A 13,867-nucleotide genomic window follows, 5' to 3' on the forward strand; every position below is an offset into this window, starting at 1 on the left:
TCATGTTTTTCCAGCATCTCGATATAGTTTTGATAATCCTGCTCGGCGGCAAGGTAGTGGCCGACATCGCCGGCGGCGCGGGCGGATTCCATCCGCTCTTGCGCTTCGGCGATTTGGCGGCGGTAAAAATCGGTTTGGCTGCTCATGTTTCGATCTCCGCCTGATTTGTTTGCAGGCTGCCGGAGATGGCCGCCAAATCGTTAGGACTAAAGCGCCACGGCTCGGACAAGCCCAGCACTTGGCCGCACCACTCGCTGCAAAACCATCTGCCGCTGCGCTGGCGGGTTTTAAACACCACGCCCAGCGCGCCGGGCAGGTCGTAGCGCTGCCCCTGCGTTTGGGCAAACACGGCGGCGAGATTGGTTTTCAGGCTGCCTGAAGAATCGGGCAGCTCGATTAAGTCCCATTTGGCTGCCGGCAGCGGCATATATTTGCAGCGCACGCCGCCGTCGCGGATGCTGGACGAGTGGCAGCGGTATTCGTTATCGCCGACAAACTCGACAATCTCGCAATGGCTGTACTGCCCGCGCGTGAGTTTGCGCGTCAGCCAGTCGCTAAAGCGTGCCGCCCACACTTGGGCGCCGCTGCCGCCGCGGCGGCCTTTGTAGAGTGCAAGGTAAATCATGGCGTTTACTCCTCTTCAATTTCGTTTTCAGGCTGCCTGAAACTCGGGCGCAGGCTGCGTCCAGCCGCTCGAATAGTCGTAATCGAGCGGTTGGTCGGCTTTAAGCATCGCCGCGTGGTGGCGCTCGGCGTTGGCAAAGTCGGCCTGTTCGGCGGCAATCATCTTGAGCGACAGCTCGTCCAGCAAATCCTGCGTCATCTCGACAAAGCTGTTGTCCATGGTTTTCCACGGCAACGGGCTGGGCAGCTTGGGCAGCGTGCGCAAAAAGGTGTACTGCTGCCGCGCCGAATCGTCGTTGTGGAACCACTTGCCGATGCTTGGGACAAACACACCGGCGCGGGTAGCTTGGTGGCGGCGGGCTTTGATGCGCTCCCACACTTCAGCCTGCTGCTCGGTTTTGAGTGCGGCGGCGGCCTGTTTGTCCGCCCGCCACGCTTTGCCGTCCCATACATGGCAGGGCGACGGGCGCGGGGCAAAGGTCAGGCCGGCGGGCAGCTCGCCGTCGGTTTGCACGGTTTCAGGCTGCCCGTTGTCGGTGCGGTAGGCGGTTTGGCCGCGGTAATCGGGGATGTAGTGCCATGTTTGGCTGTCCGGCTGCCATTGCGCCGCCTGTCCGGCTTTAGCAGCGGGCGGTTCGGTATCGACGCAGCCGGCGGGGATTAACCAGCTTTCAGGCTGCATCGGGTCCGGCCAGGCTTGGGTGGTGCTTACAAACAGGCCGGCATCATCGAGCTGGCAGACGGTTTTGGGCTGGGCGCGCTCGCGCCATTGGGCTAGGGTGTCTTGGTTTTGCATGGCGGTTTCCTTTCAGGCCGCATCAGTACTTTATAATCGGCAGCAGCGCGATATTGCGCGGGCGGGTTTCGGTGCCGCCGCTGGCGGTGTAGTCGTCCTTGTGATAACCAAAAACGTTATTCCAATCGCTGTCATTGACTAGCGTGACCCTTATCCTTTTGGTATCCGATAAATTTTCAAACATGTCGTCGGAATTGCCGGATATCGGCATCGCATGTTTGTGCGAGCGAAACTCGTCCGCCTGCGCCGAGCCAAACGCGCGGCCGCTATCGATGCCGCGGTTGCCATCCCAGCCGCGCACAAACTCGCCGCGCAAATCGGGCAGCCTGAAATACTGGGCGCCGTCGCTGCTTTGGTTAAACGCCGTGCCGATGGCGGCAAACAGCGCCGGATAGGCCGTGCGCAACAGGCGCGAGCCATCGGCTACCAGCCAGCCTTCGGGCGGGCGCGTGGCGGCAAACCACATCACCGAGCCGGCGGCCACGGCCGGCGTTCCACCCTGCACCTGTATCCACGGCGACCAGTCCTCGTTATTCATGCTGGTTTTATGCCGCTCCCAGACATTGGTGCTGTAAGCCTCGTGCCAATATTGGTGCGCGATACGGCCGTCGGCGCCCGATACCGCCACCAGCTTACCGCCACGGCTGCCCGCGGGCAGGTTGCGCGACTGGCTGGGGCTTAATACGGCGTAGATGCCGTCGGTTTTGAGCTGGTTTAGGTCGCCGCTGAATGCTTCGACCTTAAAGTTGCCGATGCCGTAGCCGGCGAGCGAGTTGGGCTTGCCGGTGATGCCGCCCCAATCCAAGCTGATTCCGTCCACCGCTTCCTGCGCGGCGGTGGCTTTGTCGTAGGCGGCTTTGACGGCCTTGCTGGTGGCGGCGGTGCTTTCGCTGTCGCTGTTGGTGGCGGACGAGAGCCGCACCAGTCCGGCGGTTTGGGTATTGGCGGCCGGCAGGTTTTGCAGCTGGTTTTTCAGATAGACGGTGCGGTTGTTGATGCCTTCCAAACATTTGTTGATGGGGGCGCCTTCGCCGCCGATCACGCTGTCGCCCGGTTCAATGCGGCGGCAGTTTTCCGTCCATTCGTTTTTGTCGGTGAGATTAGCCATAGGTAAATGCTCCAAAAGTGTGTGTGCCGTCGAAACGGATTTCGCCGTTCCACTTGAGCGGATTGGCGCGGTAGTCGAGATAAAGCAGTTCACAGCGCTGTGGAGCGCATTCGGCAAGCATGCGGCGGATTTGGACGGCTTGGGCGACGCTGACCACCCGTTTCACAATCACGGCGTATTTCGCCCAATCGCCCGCTCCGCCGCCGAAAATGTTTTTGCCGTCGAATTTGGCGGCGCCGTTCCAGCGCAGGCCGGCGGCACGCTCGATAATCTCCACTTCACCCAGCTGCAAATCCCGAAACAGGCGGCGGATATAGTCCGGCGTGCCTTTGTGCTGATGGCGGCTGACAAAATCGGCAATCAGTTTGCGGCGGGCATCGACGGTTTCGGCAAACTCCCAGCCTTCCGCTTCGGCGATGCTGTTTTCCCATGCCAGCCACGGCAGCCATTCTTCGCCGCATGCGGCCGGGTCTTTGGCGCGGATAATGATGCGCCAGTCGATGGCGGCCAGTTCGGCGGCGGTCATTTCGGCCAGCGCGTGCTGCAGGGGACTGTTGACACCGGGCAGGATATTCATGGCGTGCTCCGGTCGTTGATGGCAATGACGCGGATAAATTCGCCCGGCGCGCAGACAATGTCTTCGGTGGGGCTATGCAGGGTAACTTTGCGTACGCCGACACCGTCGAGCGCGCCGATGATTTTTGATAGGGCAAGGCTGGCTTCCAGCTTGCCGTGGCTGTCGAGCAAATCCTGCAGGTCGGCGCGCTGTTTTTCGGCCACCGGTTTTTTATCCGGCCCCGCTTCGTATTCGCTGGTGTAGTCGATGGTGATTTCTTTGGCGGCGGCGGCGACGACTTCTACGCTGTCGCACAACGGGCGGCGGCTTTCGGCCGATAAGTGCTGCTGTACGGCATCGAGCAGAGCTTGGGCGGGGATGCCGCCGCCGGAATAGCTTTTGATATAGACGCGCACGGTGCCGGGCTGCGGGCGGGTCGGGTTGGCATCGGCGACGTCTTCGATATCCAGCGCATGGGCGATATAGGCGCCGCGCGGCCCCGCTGCGGCAAATTTCTCAGGGTGCATTTGGATGCGGCGGCGGAAATCGGCGTCGCTTTCCAAAATTTCGGGCACGGGCGGCGATGCGAGCGGGTCGGCAGCCTGAATGATTTTGCGCGCCAAGCCGCGCGATGCGCCGATATGCTCCAAATCCGCCCCTTCGGCCAGCGCGAGAAAACCGGCACGGGTGGCTTCGTTGATGCGTTGTCGCAGCAGCATTTCGGCATAGGCCTGCTGCTGCAGGTCGATGGTCAACGGCTCGCTTTCCAATTCCAGCGTGGCGGCAACGGCATCGCGGATATGCTCGGGGCAAAGCGTAATCAGCGCGGTTTTTTTGCGCGCGAAAATCTGCTCAAAGTCGAACACTTCGACGGCATCGGGCGCGGGCAGTTGGGTCAGGTCAATTTCCATGCTGGTCGATTTCAAACTGGTAGGCTTGGCCGTTCAGGCTGCCTGAAAGTCGGATTTTGACGCCGCCTCCCGCCGGGTCGGCCAGGGTTTGGGCGGCGGCAACGGTAAAGCGCGGCTCCCAGCGGGCAACGGCGGCAATCACGGCAGCATTGCATTGCAAAAGGGTGGCTTCGTTCAGCGGGGCGTCGATTAAAAGCGGCAGCAGGCTGCCGTACTCTTCGCGCTCGATGCGGGTGCCGATGCGGGTAAACAGGATATTGCGGATGCTTTGGCGCACATGCTCAGCAAGCGGCATCAGGCGGCCGGTGGCGGCGTCCATCATTGCGGCGCTCCCGTGCTGCCGCCGCCCGGCTGTACGCCGCCGTGGGTATGGCTGTGCAGGGTGATGCCGTTGGATTGCAGGCTGCCGCCGCTGTGGACGATGTCGCCGGTAATGGTGGCGGCGCTGCCGCTGCCGCTGCTGCCGGTCATGCCGGCCTGATAGGTAAGCATGCCCTGCACGGTAAGCAGGCCGGTTACGGTGGTTTGCGGGCAATCGACGGTTATGCTTTGGGCAGCCTGAATCTCGGCGGTTTTGATGCCGCTGATTTTCAGGCTGCCTTGGGCGTGGTCGTATTCGAATACGGCGCCGTCGGGCATTTTCATCACGGTTTTGTCGGCACTGGCGTCGGGCTGCGGGTGCTGGGACGATGCCAGGCCGCACAGCACCAGGCCGTTTGCGGGTTCGCCGCTGGGTGACAGGATGATGCAGTTTTCGCCGGCGGACGGCGGCCGGTGGACGGATACGCCACCGGCGGCGGGGACAAAATAGGGCAGCCAGTCGCTGGTCAGCTCGCCGCACTGCACGCGCACCAATCCTTGCGCGGGGTCGGTTTGGACGATGTTGCCCTGCTTGATTAGGTTGGCAATCATGCGGTGGTATTGGGCGGGGTCTTTACTCATGGTTGGCGGGTTCCGTCGGATGCGGGATTATTGCAGGGTGGTTTTCAGGCTGCCAGCGCGGCAGATGGTGCGGGGATGGTTTAGGACTGCTGCTCGAGATGGCTGGCGATCATCTCTTCGATGATGCGCATGTCTTCGGCAGACAGTCCGAGCAGTTGGCGTTCGGGGCGGCCGCTGAAACCATCCTGGTGGGCGGCGGCAATATAGCCGGTCAGGCCGCCGAAAAAGCCGATGGCGGCTTCGTTGGCGTCGGCGCGCATGCGCAAAAAGCGAAACTGGTTGAGCTTGCGGAACATCAGCTGGTTGCGCGCGGGTTTCTTGATGCGGTCTTTGCGGGCGGTAAACGGCTTGCGGGTGGTGTATTCCCAGCCGATATAGGCACCGCCGATGTTGCGCATGGTTTTAAAGCGGCGGATTTTGCCGTTGTATAAAAACTGCTGGCCTTTGCGCAGGCTGGTCATCGGTGTGCCGTCCGGCGTTTTGCGGGCGGGATGCGCCGCACCGTCCGGCGTGGTGTTGGCTTTGATGCTCTCTTTGCGGCGTTGGCGCAGGATGCGGCCGATGCGGCCGGACAGCTGCCTGCGCGCGTTGGTGTCGAGACGGCGGATCATGCCGTCGATATGGTTCAGGTATTGGGTGAGTGCGTCCATTCAGTCAGTCCGTTTCAGGCTGCTTTGTTTAGGGGACTTTGTGGCCGAGTACGCGCTGCAGGTCGCTGTGGTCGGCGTTTTTCGGGTGGTCGATGATGATGCGGCCGTCGCTGCCGGGGATGGCACGGGTACGCTCGGTCAGTTGCAGCTGGATGAGCAGGTCGGCGGCATCGTGGCGCAGGATGTCGGCTTCAAAGGTGTAGCGTCCGTCGGCATTGGCGCCGGGGTGCAGGATGTCGGCCTGGTGCTTTTGCAGCCAGTTGATGATGACGGCGCGCACTTCGTCCTGGCCGCCGCTGTAGTTTTCGATCAGGACGCTCAGGGTGTAGGCGGTTTCGTGGCTTAAGGTGCTTTTGTATGCCTGCACGCGGCCGTCGGTAACAAACATCGCCAGTTTTTCGGGGTTGGCGGCGATTTCGGGCAGGGCACGTTCGATTTCAGCGCGCAGCGATGCGGGTTTTTCCATAGCGTTCGATTTCTTCTTGGCATTCTGTGCAGCAGCGGCAGCCGGGGACGGCCAGGCGGCGCTCTTCGGGGATGGCTTCGCCGCACTCTTCGCAAAACCATGCGGAGACGATGGATGCGGCGGCGGATTTGGCTGCCTGCGCTTCCAGCGCGTATCGGCGGTGCAGCTCTTCGATTTCGCAGGCTTGGTCGATTTGGCGGCTCACGGGCGGCGGCCTTTCAGGCTGCCTGCATTGTGGCTGTCGATGCAGTGTTGCAGGGTGTTGCGGGCAATGCGGCATTGCTCGAGCGCGGCAGCGGTGGCGAGATAGGCGTCGGCCAGCTCGCCGTTGGTGCGGATGTCGGCCTCGGGCGCGCGGCATTCGGGTACGTTGGGACACAGCAGCAGGGCGCTGCGGGCAGCACGGTTTTCAGGCTGCCTTGCGGTGCAGGCGGCCAGCAGTACGGCGGCAATCAGGGCGTATCGTTTCATTTGACTGCCTTTCTGATGTCTTCTGGCAGGGCTTGGTTGGCCCATTGCGGGTGTTTGCTTTTGGCCTGCGCCAATGCTTCGCGGCTGGTTTCGGCTTCGTGCCGGGCGGCGGCCAGACGGCGCACCAGCTCTTGATTGGTTTCAAAGTAGGCGGCGGCGCGCTGCTCGGCGGCGGCCAACTCGGCTTGTGTGCTGTGCAGCTCGCTTTGGCTTTGTACCAGTCTGTCTTCGGCGGTACGGCGTGCCTGTGCCTGATGGCAGGCGGTGGCAATCAGGGCAACGGCCAGCAGCAGGGCGGCGGCGATGGCGGTTTGCGCCGGTCGAGCGCTTAGGATTTTGATCAGCGGATACATGATGCGTCCTTTCAGGCTGCCTTATCCGCCAGCTCCTGATAGCGGCGGTAGGCGTTGGCAAGCTTGGCGTCGTAGTTGTTTTTTTGGTAGGCGGGGCCGTTGTAGCGTTTGGCAAAGGCTGCCCAATCGTGCTTTTTCAGGGCGGCGTGCATGGCTTTATCGGCTTTGACAAAGCGGGCAAATGCAGTCAGCTGCTGCCCTTCGCTTTCTTTCATGGCATCGACAAAGGCATGGATGCTGTCAAAACCGGCCTGCTTGTAGTTAAAGCCCATGATTTGGAACAATCCCCATGATGCGGCTTCCATTGCGGTTTCGTGGTGGTACATCATGGCGCGGGCAAGGCGTGGATATTCGGCGGCGCCGCCTTTGTATCCGCCTGGGGTGGTTTGGCAGATGTGCGGCGCTTCGCGGCAGGCTTTCTCATAGGCGGCGCTGTCGCGCTCTTTGAGCAGGCGGGCGAAGATGTGGCGCTCGAACAGGATTTTGACGCGCTGCTGCGGCTCTTTGAGATGGCCCGCGCCTGCGCTTTCCACTTGGATAACGGCTTTGACCGCTGCCGGTTCGACTTCGAGCAGCGCGGCGGCTTCGGCAATGTCTGCTTCGGTGAGCGATTTGGTCGGACGGCCGGCCAAAGCGGCGCGGGTGGCATCGCCGCAGCGGCCGTCTGCCATCAGGCCGTTGGCGGCCTGAAACCGGATCAGTGCCTGTTCGGTGGCTTCGCCGAAGATGCCGTCTTCGGCGATGTTTGCGCCGTGGCGGTTCAGTACGCTTTGCAGTTCGGCAACTTCGGCGCCGCGTGCGCCGTATTTGATAATGTGCATGGTGTTTTCCTTGTTTGTGGGCAGCCTGAAAAACCTTTCAGGCTGCCTTGTTGTGTTCGGGTTTCGGATGGATGCGGGGTTTGGTGCGGGGGGCGGTACTCGGCGCGGCGGGTTTGGGCGGCTGCGGGTGGATTTTGCCGACGTTGCCGCGCGCCAAAAGCAGGTTGCCGGTGTGGACGGCAAGGCCGAGTATCAGCAGCCAGTCGACCAGCCATTCGGCGCGGGCGAAGGCGGCGATGGACAGCGCGGCCATCTGCACAAAAATTAGATAGGCGGTGAGCGCAATCACGGGTTTGTGGGTGCGGCCGCGTTTGTCGAAAAACAGTACGGACAGGGCGGCGGCGGCGGACAAAACCTGCACGGCGGTGTATTGGGCGGGGGTCATTGCTTATTCTCCTGTTTGGGCATATGGCCGCCGAAACGGTCGATCAGGGCGTATGCGTATTGGATGGAGACGACGACAAAGGCAGATGCGACGGCGGCGCCGGTAAATTCGTTGAGCAACAGCGGGGCGCGCTCGGGCAGAAACCAGTTGACGATATCGGCGGCGCCGCTGCCGCCAAACAGGCCGCTCAAGTAGGAAATGGCAAACAGCCACGCTTTGGAAAAGGCGCTGTAGCCTTGGCGGCTTAGGATAAACAGGCTGCTGCCGACCAGGGCGCCGACGGCGACGGATGCGGGCAGGTGGTAGCTGCCGATAACGATTACGGCGGTGTTGATCAGGGTGGTTTCTTTGTCGGCGGCGGTCATGATGTGTTCAGTCCCATAAGTTCAGGGTGGGGGTGGTTTTTTGTTTGGGTTGCGCTTCGGGCAGGCGGATGCTGATGCCTGCGGGCAGCAAGGCCGGCTGGGCGCACAAATAGGGGTTGGCTTCGAGTATGCGTTCGACTTGGCCGCGGCTTTCGCCGTAATGGCGGTAGGCGATGGCGGACAGGGTGTCGCCTTGTCGGCTGGTGATTGTTTTCATAAGCGGCTAAACCAGTTCGCAGTCGTTGCGGTAGCGGCCCAGTAGGTCGGCGACGGCATAGTGGCCGTTGCGCCGTTCGGCACGGGCTTGGGCGGTTTTGGCTTCGGCCAGTGTGCCGGCTTTGCCTGCGGCGTCGTAGTCGGCATACTGCTCGAGCAGCAGGGCTTTGGTGTAGGCGTACACGGCGGCGCGGTAGCGTTCGGCCGGATCGGTTTGTCCGGCCGTCTGCACGTCGTTCAGGCTGCTGTGGCGGCGGGTCAGGGCAGAGAGCTGGCGGCGGGTTTCGGCAACGGCTTCGCTGGCAGCCTGATACAGGCGCTCTGGGGTGACGGTGTTGTCGATGCGGCAGGAAAGACGCATTTGGTCTAAGTCGGTGTCCGGCCAAAATGTGCCGCCGTCGATTTGGCGCAGGTGTCCGGGCTGTTGGATACCGGGGGCGGCGGCAAAGCTGATGCCGTTTTGCGGGAGCGGCATGGCGGTTTCCTTTGGGCGGGTTTGTCAGGGTATGGCAGGGGCGGCGGCGCGGGCGGTGCGGCAGCCGGGGGCATACCTGCCGACCGGCCGCCGTCTGCCATACGGCGGGGAAGACTTTTCAGGCTGCCTTTTCTAGGGCGGCAATACGTTTTTTGACGCCGATTTTGTCGTTGTAGGCGACGGCGGCGCGGTAGCGGGACAGTGCCAGGGCGGCATCGCCTGCTTCTTCGGCACGCTCGCCTGCGACTTTGAGCATCTTGGCGCGGATTTGGTCGGCCATATTCAGGATGTGCAGGCCGCTTTCGTTTTTGCCGGATGCCCATGCAACCAGGGTATTGAGATGTTCGGGCAGGACGTCGGCACCGGCGGCGATGCGTTCTGCCGCTTCTTCAATGATGATTTCGGGCAGGCTACGCTGGTATTCGTCGCTGCTCTCTACTCCTGCCCGGATGGCGGTTTCGGCCAGCGGCATGGCTTCGTCGATGCGGCCGGTATCGATCAGCCAAATCAGGCAGGTGGGGGTGATGCGGTCGTCGCTCTGCACTTGGCCGCTTTCGATGACGCCGGACAACCATTCGGCATAGCGCGGCAGCATTTCGGTTTTGGCGGCGACTTTGTCGGATACGCCGTTTAAGCCTTTGATGATGGCTTTATCGGCCTGCAGCGATTGGAGCAGGCGCCGGTATTCGGTCATTTCGCTCAGGTCGGCATCCTGTGCTTGGATGGCGGCTTGTGCTTCGCGGTGGGCGCGGGCGGGGCTGGTCATGGTTTCGGCCTTTCTTTACAAGGCATCCTGAAGAGTTTTCAGGCTGCCTTTTGCGTTATGCGGTGTGTTTGAGGTTTTCGATCAGGGCGGCGGCACCGTACTCTTCGACAATGAAGTCGATGTTTTTGCTTTGGAAGCTGACGATGCGGTCGGCTTCGGGTTCGTCGCGGATGAGCCGCCGCTCGCCGCCGGTTTGGTAGTAGATCGACAGGTTTTTGAGCGGGGTGATCAGCAGGGTGTCTTTGGGCATGTTGGGGACGTGCAGCACGGGCAGGCCGCCGAGTGTGCGTTTTTCGCTCAGGCGTCCGCTGGCTTCGAGTTCGGTGGCTTTGTCGCCGCCTGCGTTGATGATGCGCAGGTATTTATCGCCGACGGTTTGGCGGTTGGCGATGACGACAAAGTCGTTGCGGTCGGCGTGGCGCTCGTCCATCAGTTCGTTCAGGGCGTCGGTTACCACGGCATCAAGGTTTTTGTAGCCGGCGGCGCCTGCGCCGTATTCGACTTCTTTTTTGGTGGTGCCGACCTGGCCTGCCTGCCAGCCTAAAACGCGGGTGGGATTTTCCTGACGCATTTTCTGCAGCCAGCCGACGGCGACGTCCTGCAGTAGGGGGTTGGCGGCGGCATCGCTGTTTGCGGCGCGGGTTTTGCCGTTCATGCCGATGGTAATCAGGCTGATGGCGATGGATTGGGCGACTTTTTTGTTGATGCGGGCGGGGAAATCGGCGGCGATGTGCGCCCATTGGTCAATTTCGTCGTAGCGCAGGAATACGTCGAAGTTGGTTTTTTCCAAGGTGTAGCGGCGGCCGGTCAGGCTGTGGACGGATTTGGGCTTGCGGGTTCTGCTGCCGTCGGATGTGTCGGTGTTGCTGCCGATCAGGCCGGTGGACAGGCCGATGAGTTCGCCTAGTTTTTCGGTTTTGCCGACCAGGTTGATTTTTTGCAGGAACTCGGAATCGAGTGCGATTTCGTCGTACATGTGCTGGACGGCGGCGGGGGCGACGGCGAAGCCTTGGCGTACTTGCTCTTCGCTGACGTGGTTGGCTTGGGCGACGGCGCTGTACACGGCGGCCATGGCGGCGGCGATGCGGGTGATTTGGGTCATGTGTTTTCCTTTGATGGTGGCGTTTTGGGTGTTTGGGTTTACCAGCCTACGCTCGGCGGGGTGTGGCCGGTGTGCGCCGGGCGCTCGGGGGCGGCGGGTTCGGTTTCGAGTTTGTGCAGCAGCTCGCTGTATTGGTTTTCGACGGCGGTGATTTTGTCGGTGAGTTTTTGGATTAACTCGGCGGCGGCTTGGTATTCGGCGCGGTAGTCGGTGGTGTCGTCCGGCAGCAGGTCGGGTGTGGGGGCTGTGGAGGTGGCAGGCGGGTTTTCAGGCTGCGCGTCGGTTTTTTTAAACAGGGCGAGCAGGCGGCTGAAGATGCCTTCGGCGATTTGTTCGGTCTGCTGGCCGGTCTGGACGTCGTGAGCGGGGGTGTTTTGCGGGTCGGGTTGGGTCATGGTGTGGCTTTCGGTGTAGGTGGAAAAGGTGGTGGCCTGCGCGGTGGCCTGCAGGGCGGCGCGGCTGTAGTTGGCGGTGGTGCCGAGACTGGCGGGGGTGTCGGTAATGGCCAGGCCGACGAGATAGGCTTTGCCGGTTTTGGCGAAGTTGTCGGCGATTTCCATGCTGGTATAGATTTTTTTGCCGCTCTGCCACAGCTCCTGCAGGGCGGGCTGGACGGCCAGGCGGGCATATAGGGCGGTTTTGGCGGCATCTTGCGGCCAGGGGGCGGCTTTGAGTTCGACGACGTCGCCGTAGCCGCCGGCGTAGTCGGGAAACAGAAAGCTCATGTGTTCGAGATTGATGCGGGCGCCGTACACGGCGGGGTCGTAGCTTTCGGCCATTTGTCTGAGTGCGTCGGCGCTGATGGTGCGGCCGTCTACGGTGTCGCCGGAGACGCCGATGATGCGCCAGTCGGTGGTGGGGGTTTTGCTGCCCATGGTGTGTTCCTGTTTTCCGTGGTTGCGGTAAATGCGGGAATCTTGGCAAGTGTGGGCTCTTGGGTAAACCGGCGGGGGTTTTGGGGGGATTTTTTAGGACGGGGCGGCTTTCAGGCTGCCTGAAAAGGCGGTTAGATTGCGGCCTGTGTGATTTTTTAGGAGTTTGCGGCGATGGCTGCGCTAAACAGTAATCTCGATCCGCGCGTTCAGGCGCGGTTGTTGTATTGGCAGGGTTGGCGGATTTCGGATATTGCGCGCTCGCTGGGGATGAAGGCGGGCGTGATTTATTCGTGGAAAAGCCGGGAAAACTGGGACGGGGGCACGCCGATGCAGCGGGTGCAGGCGAGTGCGGAGATGCGGCTGCACCAGTTGATGCACCAGCCGAAAAAGTCGGATGCGGACTATAAGGAAATCCGCCAGTTGTCGAATGTGGTGGCGGGCGGTGTGCGCTCGCCGCGTGAGACGGGGCAGCCTGAAAACGAAAAGGGCGGCCTGCCTGCGGCTGCGGATGATGCTTATCGGGTGCCGGATATCGACCATCCGCCGCGTGCGCCTAGGGAGCGGCGGGAGCGGGTTCCGTCTAACCGTAAGACGGAATACAACTGTTTTTCTCCGGAGCAGGTCAAACGGGTGCAGGAGATTTTCAGGGAGCAGATGTTCGATTATCAGCGCTTTTGGCTGGAGTGCCGCGAGCGTTTCCGCAATCTTTTGAAATCGCGCCAAATCGGGGCGACGTTTTTCTTTGCGCGTGAGGCGCTCGTGGATGCGCTGGTTTCGGGAAAAAACAAGATTTTTCTGTCGGCATCTAGGGCGCAGGCGTTTCAGTTTAAGCAGTACATGATCGATTTGGCGGAAATGGTGGGAGTGGAGCTGCGCGGGGATGCTATCCGCCTGAACAATGGGGCGACGCTGTATTTTTTGGGTACGAACAGCCGTACGGCGCAGGGGCGCCACGGGGATTTGTATGTGGACGAGTATTTTTGGATTCCGGACTTTAAGGAGTTGACGCGGCTGGCCAAGCCAATGGCGGCGCAAAAGCAGTATCGGATTACTTATTTTTCGACGCCTTCGGCGCTGTCGCATCCGGCTTATCCGTTTTGGTCGGGCGAGCAGTTTAATGAAGGGCGGCCGGTATCGGAGCAGGTGAAGTTTGCGGTGGATCATGCGGCGCTGGCTCCGGGGCGGCTGTGTGAAGACGGGCAGTTTCGGCAAATTGTTACGCTTGATGATGCGGAGAGAATGGGCTGCACGCTGTTTGACCGTGCGCAGCTGATGCGGGAGAACTCGCCCTCGGAGTTCCGCCAGCTATTTATGTGTGAGTTTGTGGAGACGGGGGACGGGGTGTTTGATTTGGCTTCGCTGATGCGTTGCACGGTGAGCTCGTGGGATGTGTGGGCGGATTTCTATAAGCCGCTGGCTCGGCGGCCGGTGGGGGATTTGCCGGTGTGGATCGGTTACGACCCGGCGGACGGGGGGGATTCTGCGGCGCTGGTGGCGGTGCTGCCGCCGCGCTTTAACGGGGATGCGTTCCGTATTTTGGAGCGGCATCTGCTGCGGGGCAATGATTTTCAGGAGCAGGCGGATTTTATTCGGGGGATGTTGTCGCGCTATCGGGTGGAAAAAATTGTGATTGATAAGACGGGGCTGGGGGCGGCGGTGTTCCAATTGGTGCAGGGCTTTTTTCCGCGTGTGCTGGGGATTAACTATTCGCTGCCGGAAAAGGCGCTGATGGTGGGCAAGATGCAGTCGCTGCTGCGCGATAAGCGGGTGCAGTGGGATACGGATTATAAGGACGTTACGGCGGCGTTTTTGGCGATTCGGGCGGTCGTTACGGCCAGCGGGCGCAATGTTACTTACGAGAGTCCGCGTTCGCGGGAAATCAGCCATGCGGATGTAGCGTGGGCGGCGATGCAGGTGTTTTATCAGGAGCCGCTGGACGGTATCAGCCTGCCGAGGGGATCGGTGGAGATTTTTTAATTCAGGCT

The 13,867-nt window shown here is 61.3% G+C and carries 21 protein-coding genes; 1 reads left to right on the forward strand and 20 read right to left on the reverse strand.

All coding sequences use genetic code 11. The annotated features are described in order from the left end of the window. Positions 1-142: 142 nt before the first annotated feature. From MB824_RS03165 to MB824_RS03260, 20 genes are all read right to left on the reverse strand, one after another. A complete protein-coding gene (locus MB824_RS03165; protein WP_238745881.1) occupies positions 143-625 on the reverse strand; it encodes a hypothetical protein in 483 nt (160 codons plus the stop codon). Positions 626-652: 27 nt separating this feature from the next. Then, the gene (locus MB824_RS03170; protein WP_238745883.1) at positions 653-1,420 is read right to left on the reverse strand and encodes a DUF4376 domain-containing protein; all 768 of its coding nucleotides are present in this window, start codon (positions 1,418-1,420) and stop codon (positions 653-655) included. Between the two features lie 22 nt (positions 1,421-1,442). Beyond that, positions 1,443-2,528 (reverse strand): phage tail protein, encoded by a 1,086-nt coding sequence (locus tag MB824_RS03175; protein ID WP_238745885.1) that lies wholly within the window; start codon positions 2,526-2,528, stop codon positions 1,443-1,445. Continuing rightward, positions 2,521-3,105: a phage tail protein I gene (locus MB824_RS03180; protein ID WP_238745887.1), complete on the reverse strand. Its 585-nt coding sequence runs from the start codon at positions 3,103-3,105 to the stop codon at positions 2,521-2,523. The genes MB824_RS03175 and MB824_RS03180 overlap by 8 nt, the downstream gene beginning before the upstream one ends. Further along, the gene (locus MB824_RS03185; RefSeq protein ID WP_238745889.1) at positions 3,102-3,995 is read right to left on the reverse strand and encodes a baseplate assembly protein; all 894 of its coding nucleotides are present in this window, start codon (positions 3,993-3,995) and stop codon (positions 3,102-3,104) included. Before MB824_RS03185 ends, MB824_RS03180 begins: the two co-directional genes overlap by 4 nt. Then, on the reverse strand, positions 3,985-4,317 hold the full coding sequence (locus tag MB824_RS03190) for a GPW/gp25 family protein (RefSeq protein WP_238745891.1): 333 nt from the start codon (positions 4,315-4,317) through the stop codon (positions 3,985-3,987). The genes MB824_RS03185 and MB824_RS03190 overlap by 11 nt, the downstream gene beginning before the upstream one ends. Further along, positions 4,314-4,937, reverse strand: coding sequence for a phage baseplate assembly protein V (locus tag MB824_RS03195; RefSeq protein WP_238745893.1), 624 nt, complete (start codon positions 4,935-4,937; stop codon positions 4,314-4,316). The genes MB824_RS03190 and MB824_RS03195 overlap by 4 nt, the downstream gene beginning before the upstream one ends. Positions 4,938-5,017: 80 nt before the next feature. Then, positions 5,018-5,587: a phage virion morphogenesis protein gene (locus MB824_RS03200; RefSeq protein WP_238745895.1), complete on the reverse strand. Its 570-nt coding sequence runs from the start codon at positions 5,585-5,587 to the stop codon at positions 5,018-5,020. A gap of 28 nt (positions 5,588-5,615) precedes the next feature. Further along, positions 5,616-6,053, reverse strand: a complete 438-nt coding sequence (locus MB824_RS03205) for a phage tail protein (protein ID WP_238745897.1) — start codon at positions 6,051-6,053, stop codon at positions 5,616-5,618. After that, positions 6,025-6,258, reverse strand: coding sequence for a TraR/DksA C4-type zinc finger protein (locus MB824_RS03210; RefSeq protein ID WP_238745899.1), 234 nt, complete (start codon positions 6,256-6,258; stop codon positions 6,025-6,027). Before MB824_RS03210 ends, MB824_RS03205 begins: the two co-directional genes overlap by 29 nt. Beyond that, positions 6,255-6,524, reverse strand: coding sequence for an Rz1-like lysis system protein LysC (gene lysC / locus MB824_RS03215; protein ID WP_238745901.1), 270 nt, complete (start codon positions 6,522-6,524; stop codon positions 6,255-6,257). Before lysC ends, MB824_RS03210 begins: the two co-directional genes overlap by 4 nt. Beyond that, the gene (locus MB824_RS03220) at positions 6,521-6,877 is read right to left on the reverse strand and encodes a hypothetical protein (protein ID WP_238745902.1); all 357 of its coding nucleotides are present in this window, start codon (positions 6,875-6,877) and stop codon (positions 6,521-6,523) included. Before MB824_RS03220 ends, lysC begins: the two co-directional genes overlap by 4 nt. An 11-nt stretch (positions 6,878-6,888) precedes the next feature. After that, positions 6,889-7,698, reverse strand: coding sequence for an N-acetylmuramidase domain-containing protein (locus MB824_RS03225; protein ID WP_238745903.1), 810 nt, complete (start codon positions 7,696-7,698; stop codon positions 6,889-6,891). Between the two features lie 37 nt (positions 7,699-7,735). After that, complete coding sequence (locus MB824_RS03230) at positions 7,736-8,083, reverse strand: phage holin family protein (protein WP_238745904.1); 348 nt, start codon at positions 8,081-8,083, stop codon at positions 7,736-7,738. Further along, on the reverse strand, positions 8,080-8,448 hold the full coding sequence (locus MB824_RS03235) for a putative holin (RefSeq protein WP_238745905.1): 369 nt from the start codon (positions 8,446-8,448) through the stop codon (positions 8,080-8,082). The genes MB824_RS03230 and MB824_RS03235 overlap by 4 nt, the downstream gene beginning before the upstream one ends. A gap of 7 nt (positions 8,449-8,455) precedes the next feature. Continuing rightward, positions 8,456-8,665, reverse strand: a complete 210-nt coding sequence (locus tag MB824_RS03240) for a tail protein X (protein WP_238745907.1) — start codon at positions 8,663-8,665, stop codon at positions 8,456-8,458. Between the two features lie 6 nt (positions 8,666-8,671). Beyond that, positions 8,672-9,139 carry a head completion/stabilization protein gene (locus MB824_RS03245; RefSeq protein ID WP_238745909.1) on the reverse strand — a complete coding sequence of 156 codons (468 nt, stop codon included), beginning with the start codon at positions 9,137-9,139 and terminating at the stop codon, positions 8,672-8,674. A gap of 118 nt (positions 9,140-9,257) precedes the next feature. Then, positions 9,258-9,905 carry a phage terminase small subunit gene (gpM, locus tag MB824_RS03250; protein ID WP_238745911.1) on the reverse strand — a complete coding sequence of 216 codons (648 nt, stop codon included), beginning with the start codon at positions 9,903-9,905 and terminating at the stop codon, positions 9,258-9,260. Between the two features lie 55 nt (positions 9,906-9,960). Continuing rightward, complete coding sequence (locus MB824_RS03255) at positions 9,961-11,007, reverse strand: phage major capsid protein, P2 family (protein ID WP_238745913.1); 1,047 nt, start codon at positions 11,005-11,007, stop codon at positions 9,961-9,963. 38 nt (positions 11,008-11,045) lie between these two features. After that, positions 11,046-11,882, reverse strand: coding sequence for a GPO family capsid scaffolding protein (locus tag MB824_RS03260; RefSeq protein ID WP_238745915.1), 837 nt, complete (start codon positions 11,880-11,882; stop codon positions 11,046-11,048). A 171-nt stretch (positions 11,883-12,053) separates the two neighbouring features. Here MB824_RS03260 and MB824_RS03265 point away from each other — a divergent pair, with 171 nt between their 5' ends. After that, a complete protein-coding gene (locus MB824_RS03265; RefSeq protein WP_238745917.1) occupies positions 12,054-13,859 on the forward strand; it encodes a terminase large subunit domain-containing protein in 1,806 nt (601 codons plus the stop codon). Positions 13,860-13,867 lie beyond the last annotated feature (8 nt).

This window comes from Kingella pumchi (assembly GCF_022288825.1).
Taxonomy (GTDB): Bacteria; Pseudomonadota; Gammaproteobacteria; order Burkholderiales; family Neisseriaceae; genus Kingella_D; species Kingella_D pumchi.

Excerpts from the sequence above, each read along its gene's own strand:
- MB824_RS03165 (WP_238745881.1), bottom strand. The coding sequence starts at position 625 with ATGATTTACCTTGCACTCTACAAAGGCCGCCGCGGCGGCAGCGGCGCC.
- MB824_RS03170 (WP_238745883.1), bottom strand. The coding sequence starts at position 1,420 with ATGCAAAACCAAGACACCCTAGCCCAATGGCGCGAGCGCGCCCAGCCC.
- MB824_RS03175 (WP_238745885.1), bottom strand. The coding sequence starts at position 2,528 with ATGGCTAATCTCACCGACAAAAACGAATGGACGGAAAACTGCCGCCGC.
- MB824_RS03180 (WP_238745887.1), bottom strand. The coding sequence starts at position 3,105 with ATGAATATCCTGCCCGGTGTCAACAGTCCCCTGCAGCACGCGCTGGCC.
- MB824_RS03185 (WP_238745889.1), bottom strand. The coding sequence starts at position 3,995 with ATGGAAATTGACCTGACCCAACTGCCCGCGCCCGATGCCGTCGAAGTG.
- MB824_RS03190 (WP_238745891.1), bottom strand. The coding sequence starts at position 4,317 with ATGATGGACGCCGCCACCGGCCGCCTGATGCCGCTTGCTGAGCATGTG.
- MB824_RS03195 (WP_238745893.1), bottom strand. The coding sequence starts at position 4,937 with ATGAGTAAAGACCCCGCCCAATACCACCGCATGATTGCCAACCTAATC.
- MB824_RS03200 (WP_238745895.1), bottom strand. The coding sequence starts at position 5,587 with ATGGACGCACTCACCCAATACCTGAACCATATCGACGGCATGATCCGC.
- MB824_RS03205 (WP_238745897.1), bottom strand. The coding sequence starts at position 6,053 with ATGGAAAAACCCGCATCGCTGCGCGCTGAAATCGAACGTGCCCTGCCC.
- lysC (WP_238745901.1), bottom strand. The coding sequence starts at position 6,524 with ATGAAACGATACGCCCTGATTGCCGCCGTACTGCTGGCCGCCTGCACC.
- MB824_RS03220 (WP_238745902.1), bottom strand. The coding sequence starts at position 6,877 with ATGTATCCGCTGATCAAAATCCTAAGCGCTCGACCGGCGCAAACCGCC.
- MB824_RS03225 (WP_238745903.1), bottom strand. The coding sequence starts at position 7,698 with ATGCACATTATCAAATACGGCGCACGCGGCGCCGAAGTTGCCGAACTG.
- MB824_RS03230 (WP_238745904.1), bottom strand. The coding sequence starts at position 8,083 with ATGACCCCCGCCCAATACACCGCCGTGCAGGTTTTGTCCGCCGCCGCC.
- MB824_RS03235 (WP_238745905.1), bottom strand. The coding sequence starts at position 8,448 with ATGACCGCCGCCGACAAAGAAACCACCCTGATCAACACCGCCGTAATC.
- MB824_RS03240 (WP_238745907.1), bottom strand. The coding sequence starts at position 8,665 with ATGAAAACAATCACCAGCCGACAAGGCGACACCCTGTCCGCCATCGCC.
- MB824_RS03245 (WP_238745909.1), bottom strand. The coding sequence starts at position 9,139 with ATGCCGCTCCCGCAAAACGGCATCAGCTTTGCCGCCGCCCCCGGTATC.
- gpM (WP_238745911.1), bottom strand. The coding sequence starts at position 9,905 with ATGACCAGCCCCGCCCGCGCCCACCGCGAAGCACAAGCCGCCATCCAA.
- MB824_RS03255 (WP_238745913.1), bottom strand. The coding sequence starts at position 11,007 with ATGACCCAAATCACCCGCATCGCCGCCGCCATGGCCGCCGTGTACAGC.
- MB824_RS03260 (WP_238745915.1), bottom strand. The coding sequence starts at position 11,882 with ATGGGCAGCAAAACCCCCACCACCGACTGGCGCATCATCGGCGTCTCC.
- MB824_RS03265 (WP_238745917.1), top strand. The coding sequence starts at position 12,054 with ATGGCTGCGCTAAACAGTAATCTCGATCCGCGCGTTCAGGCGCGGTTG.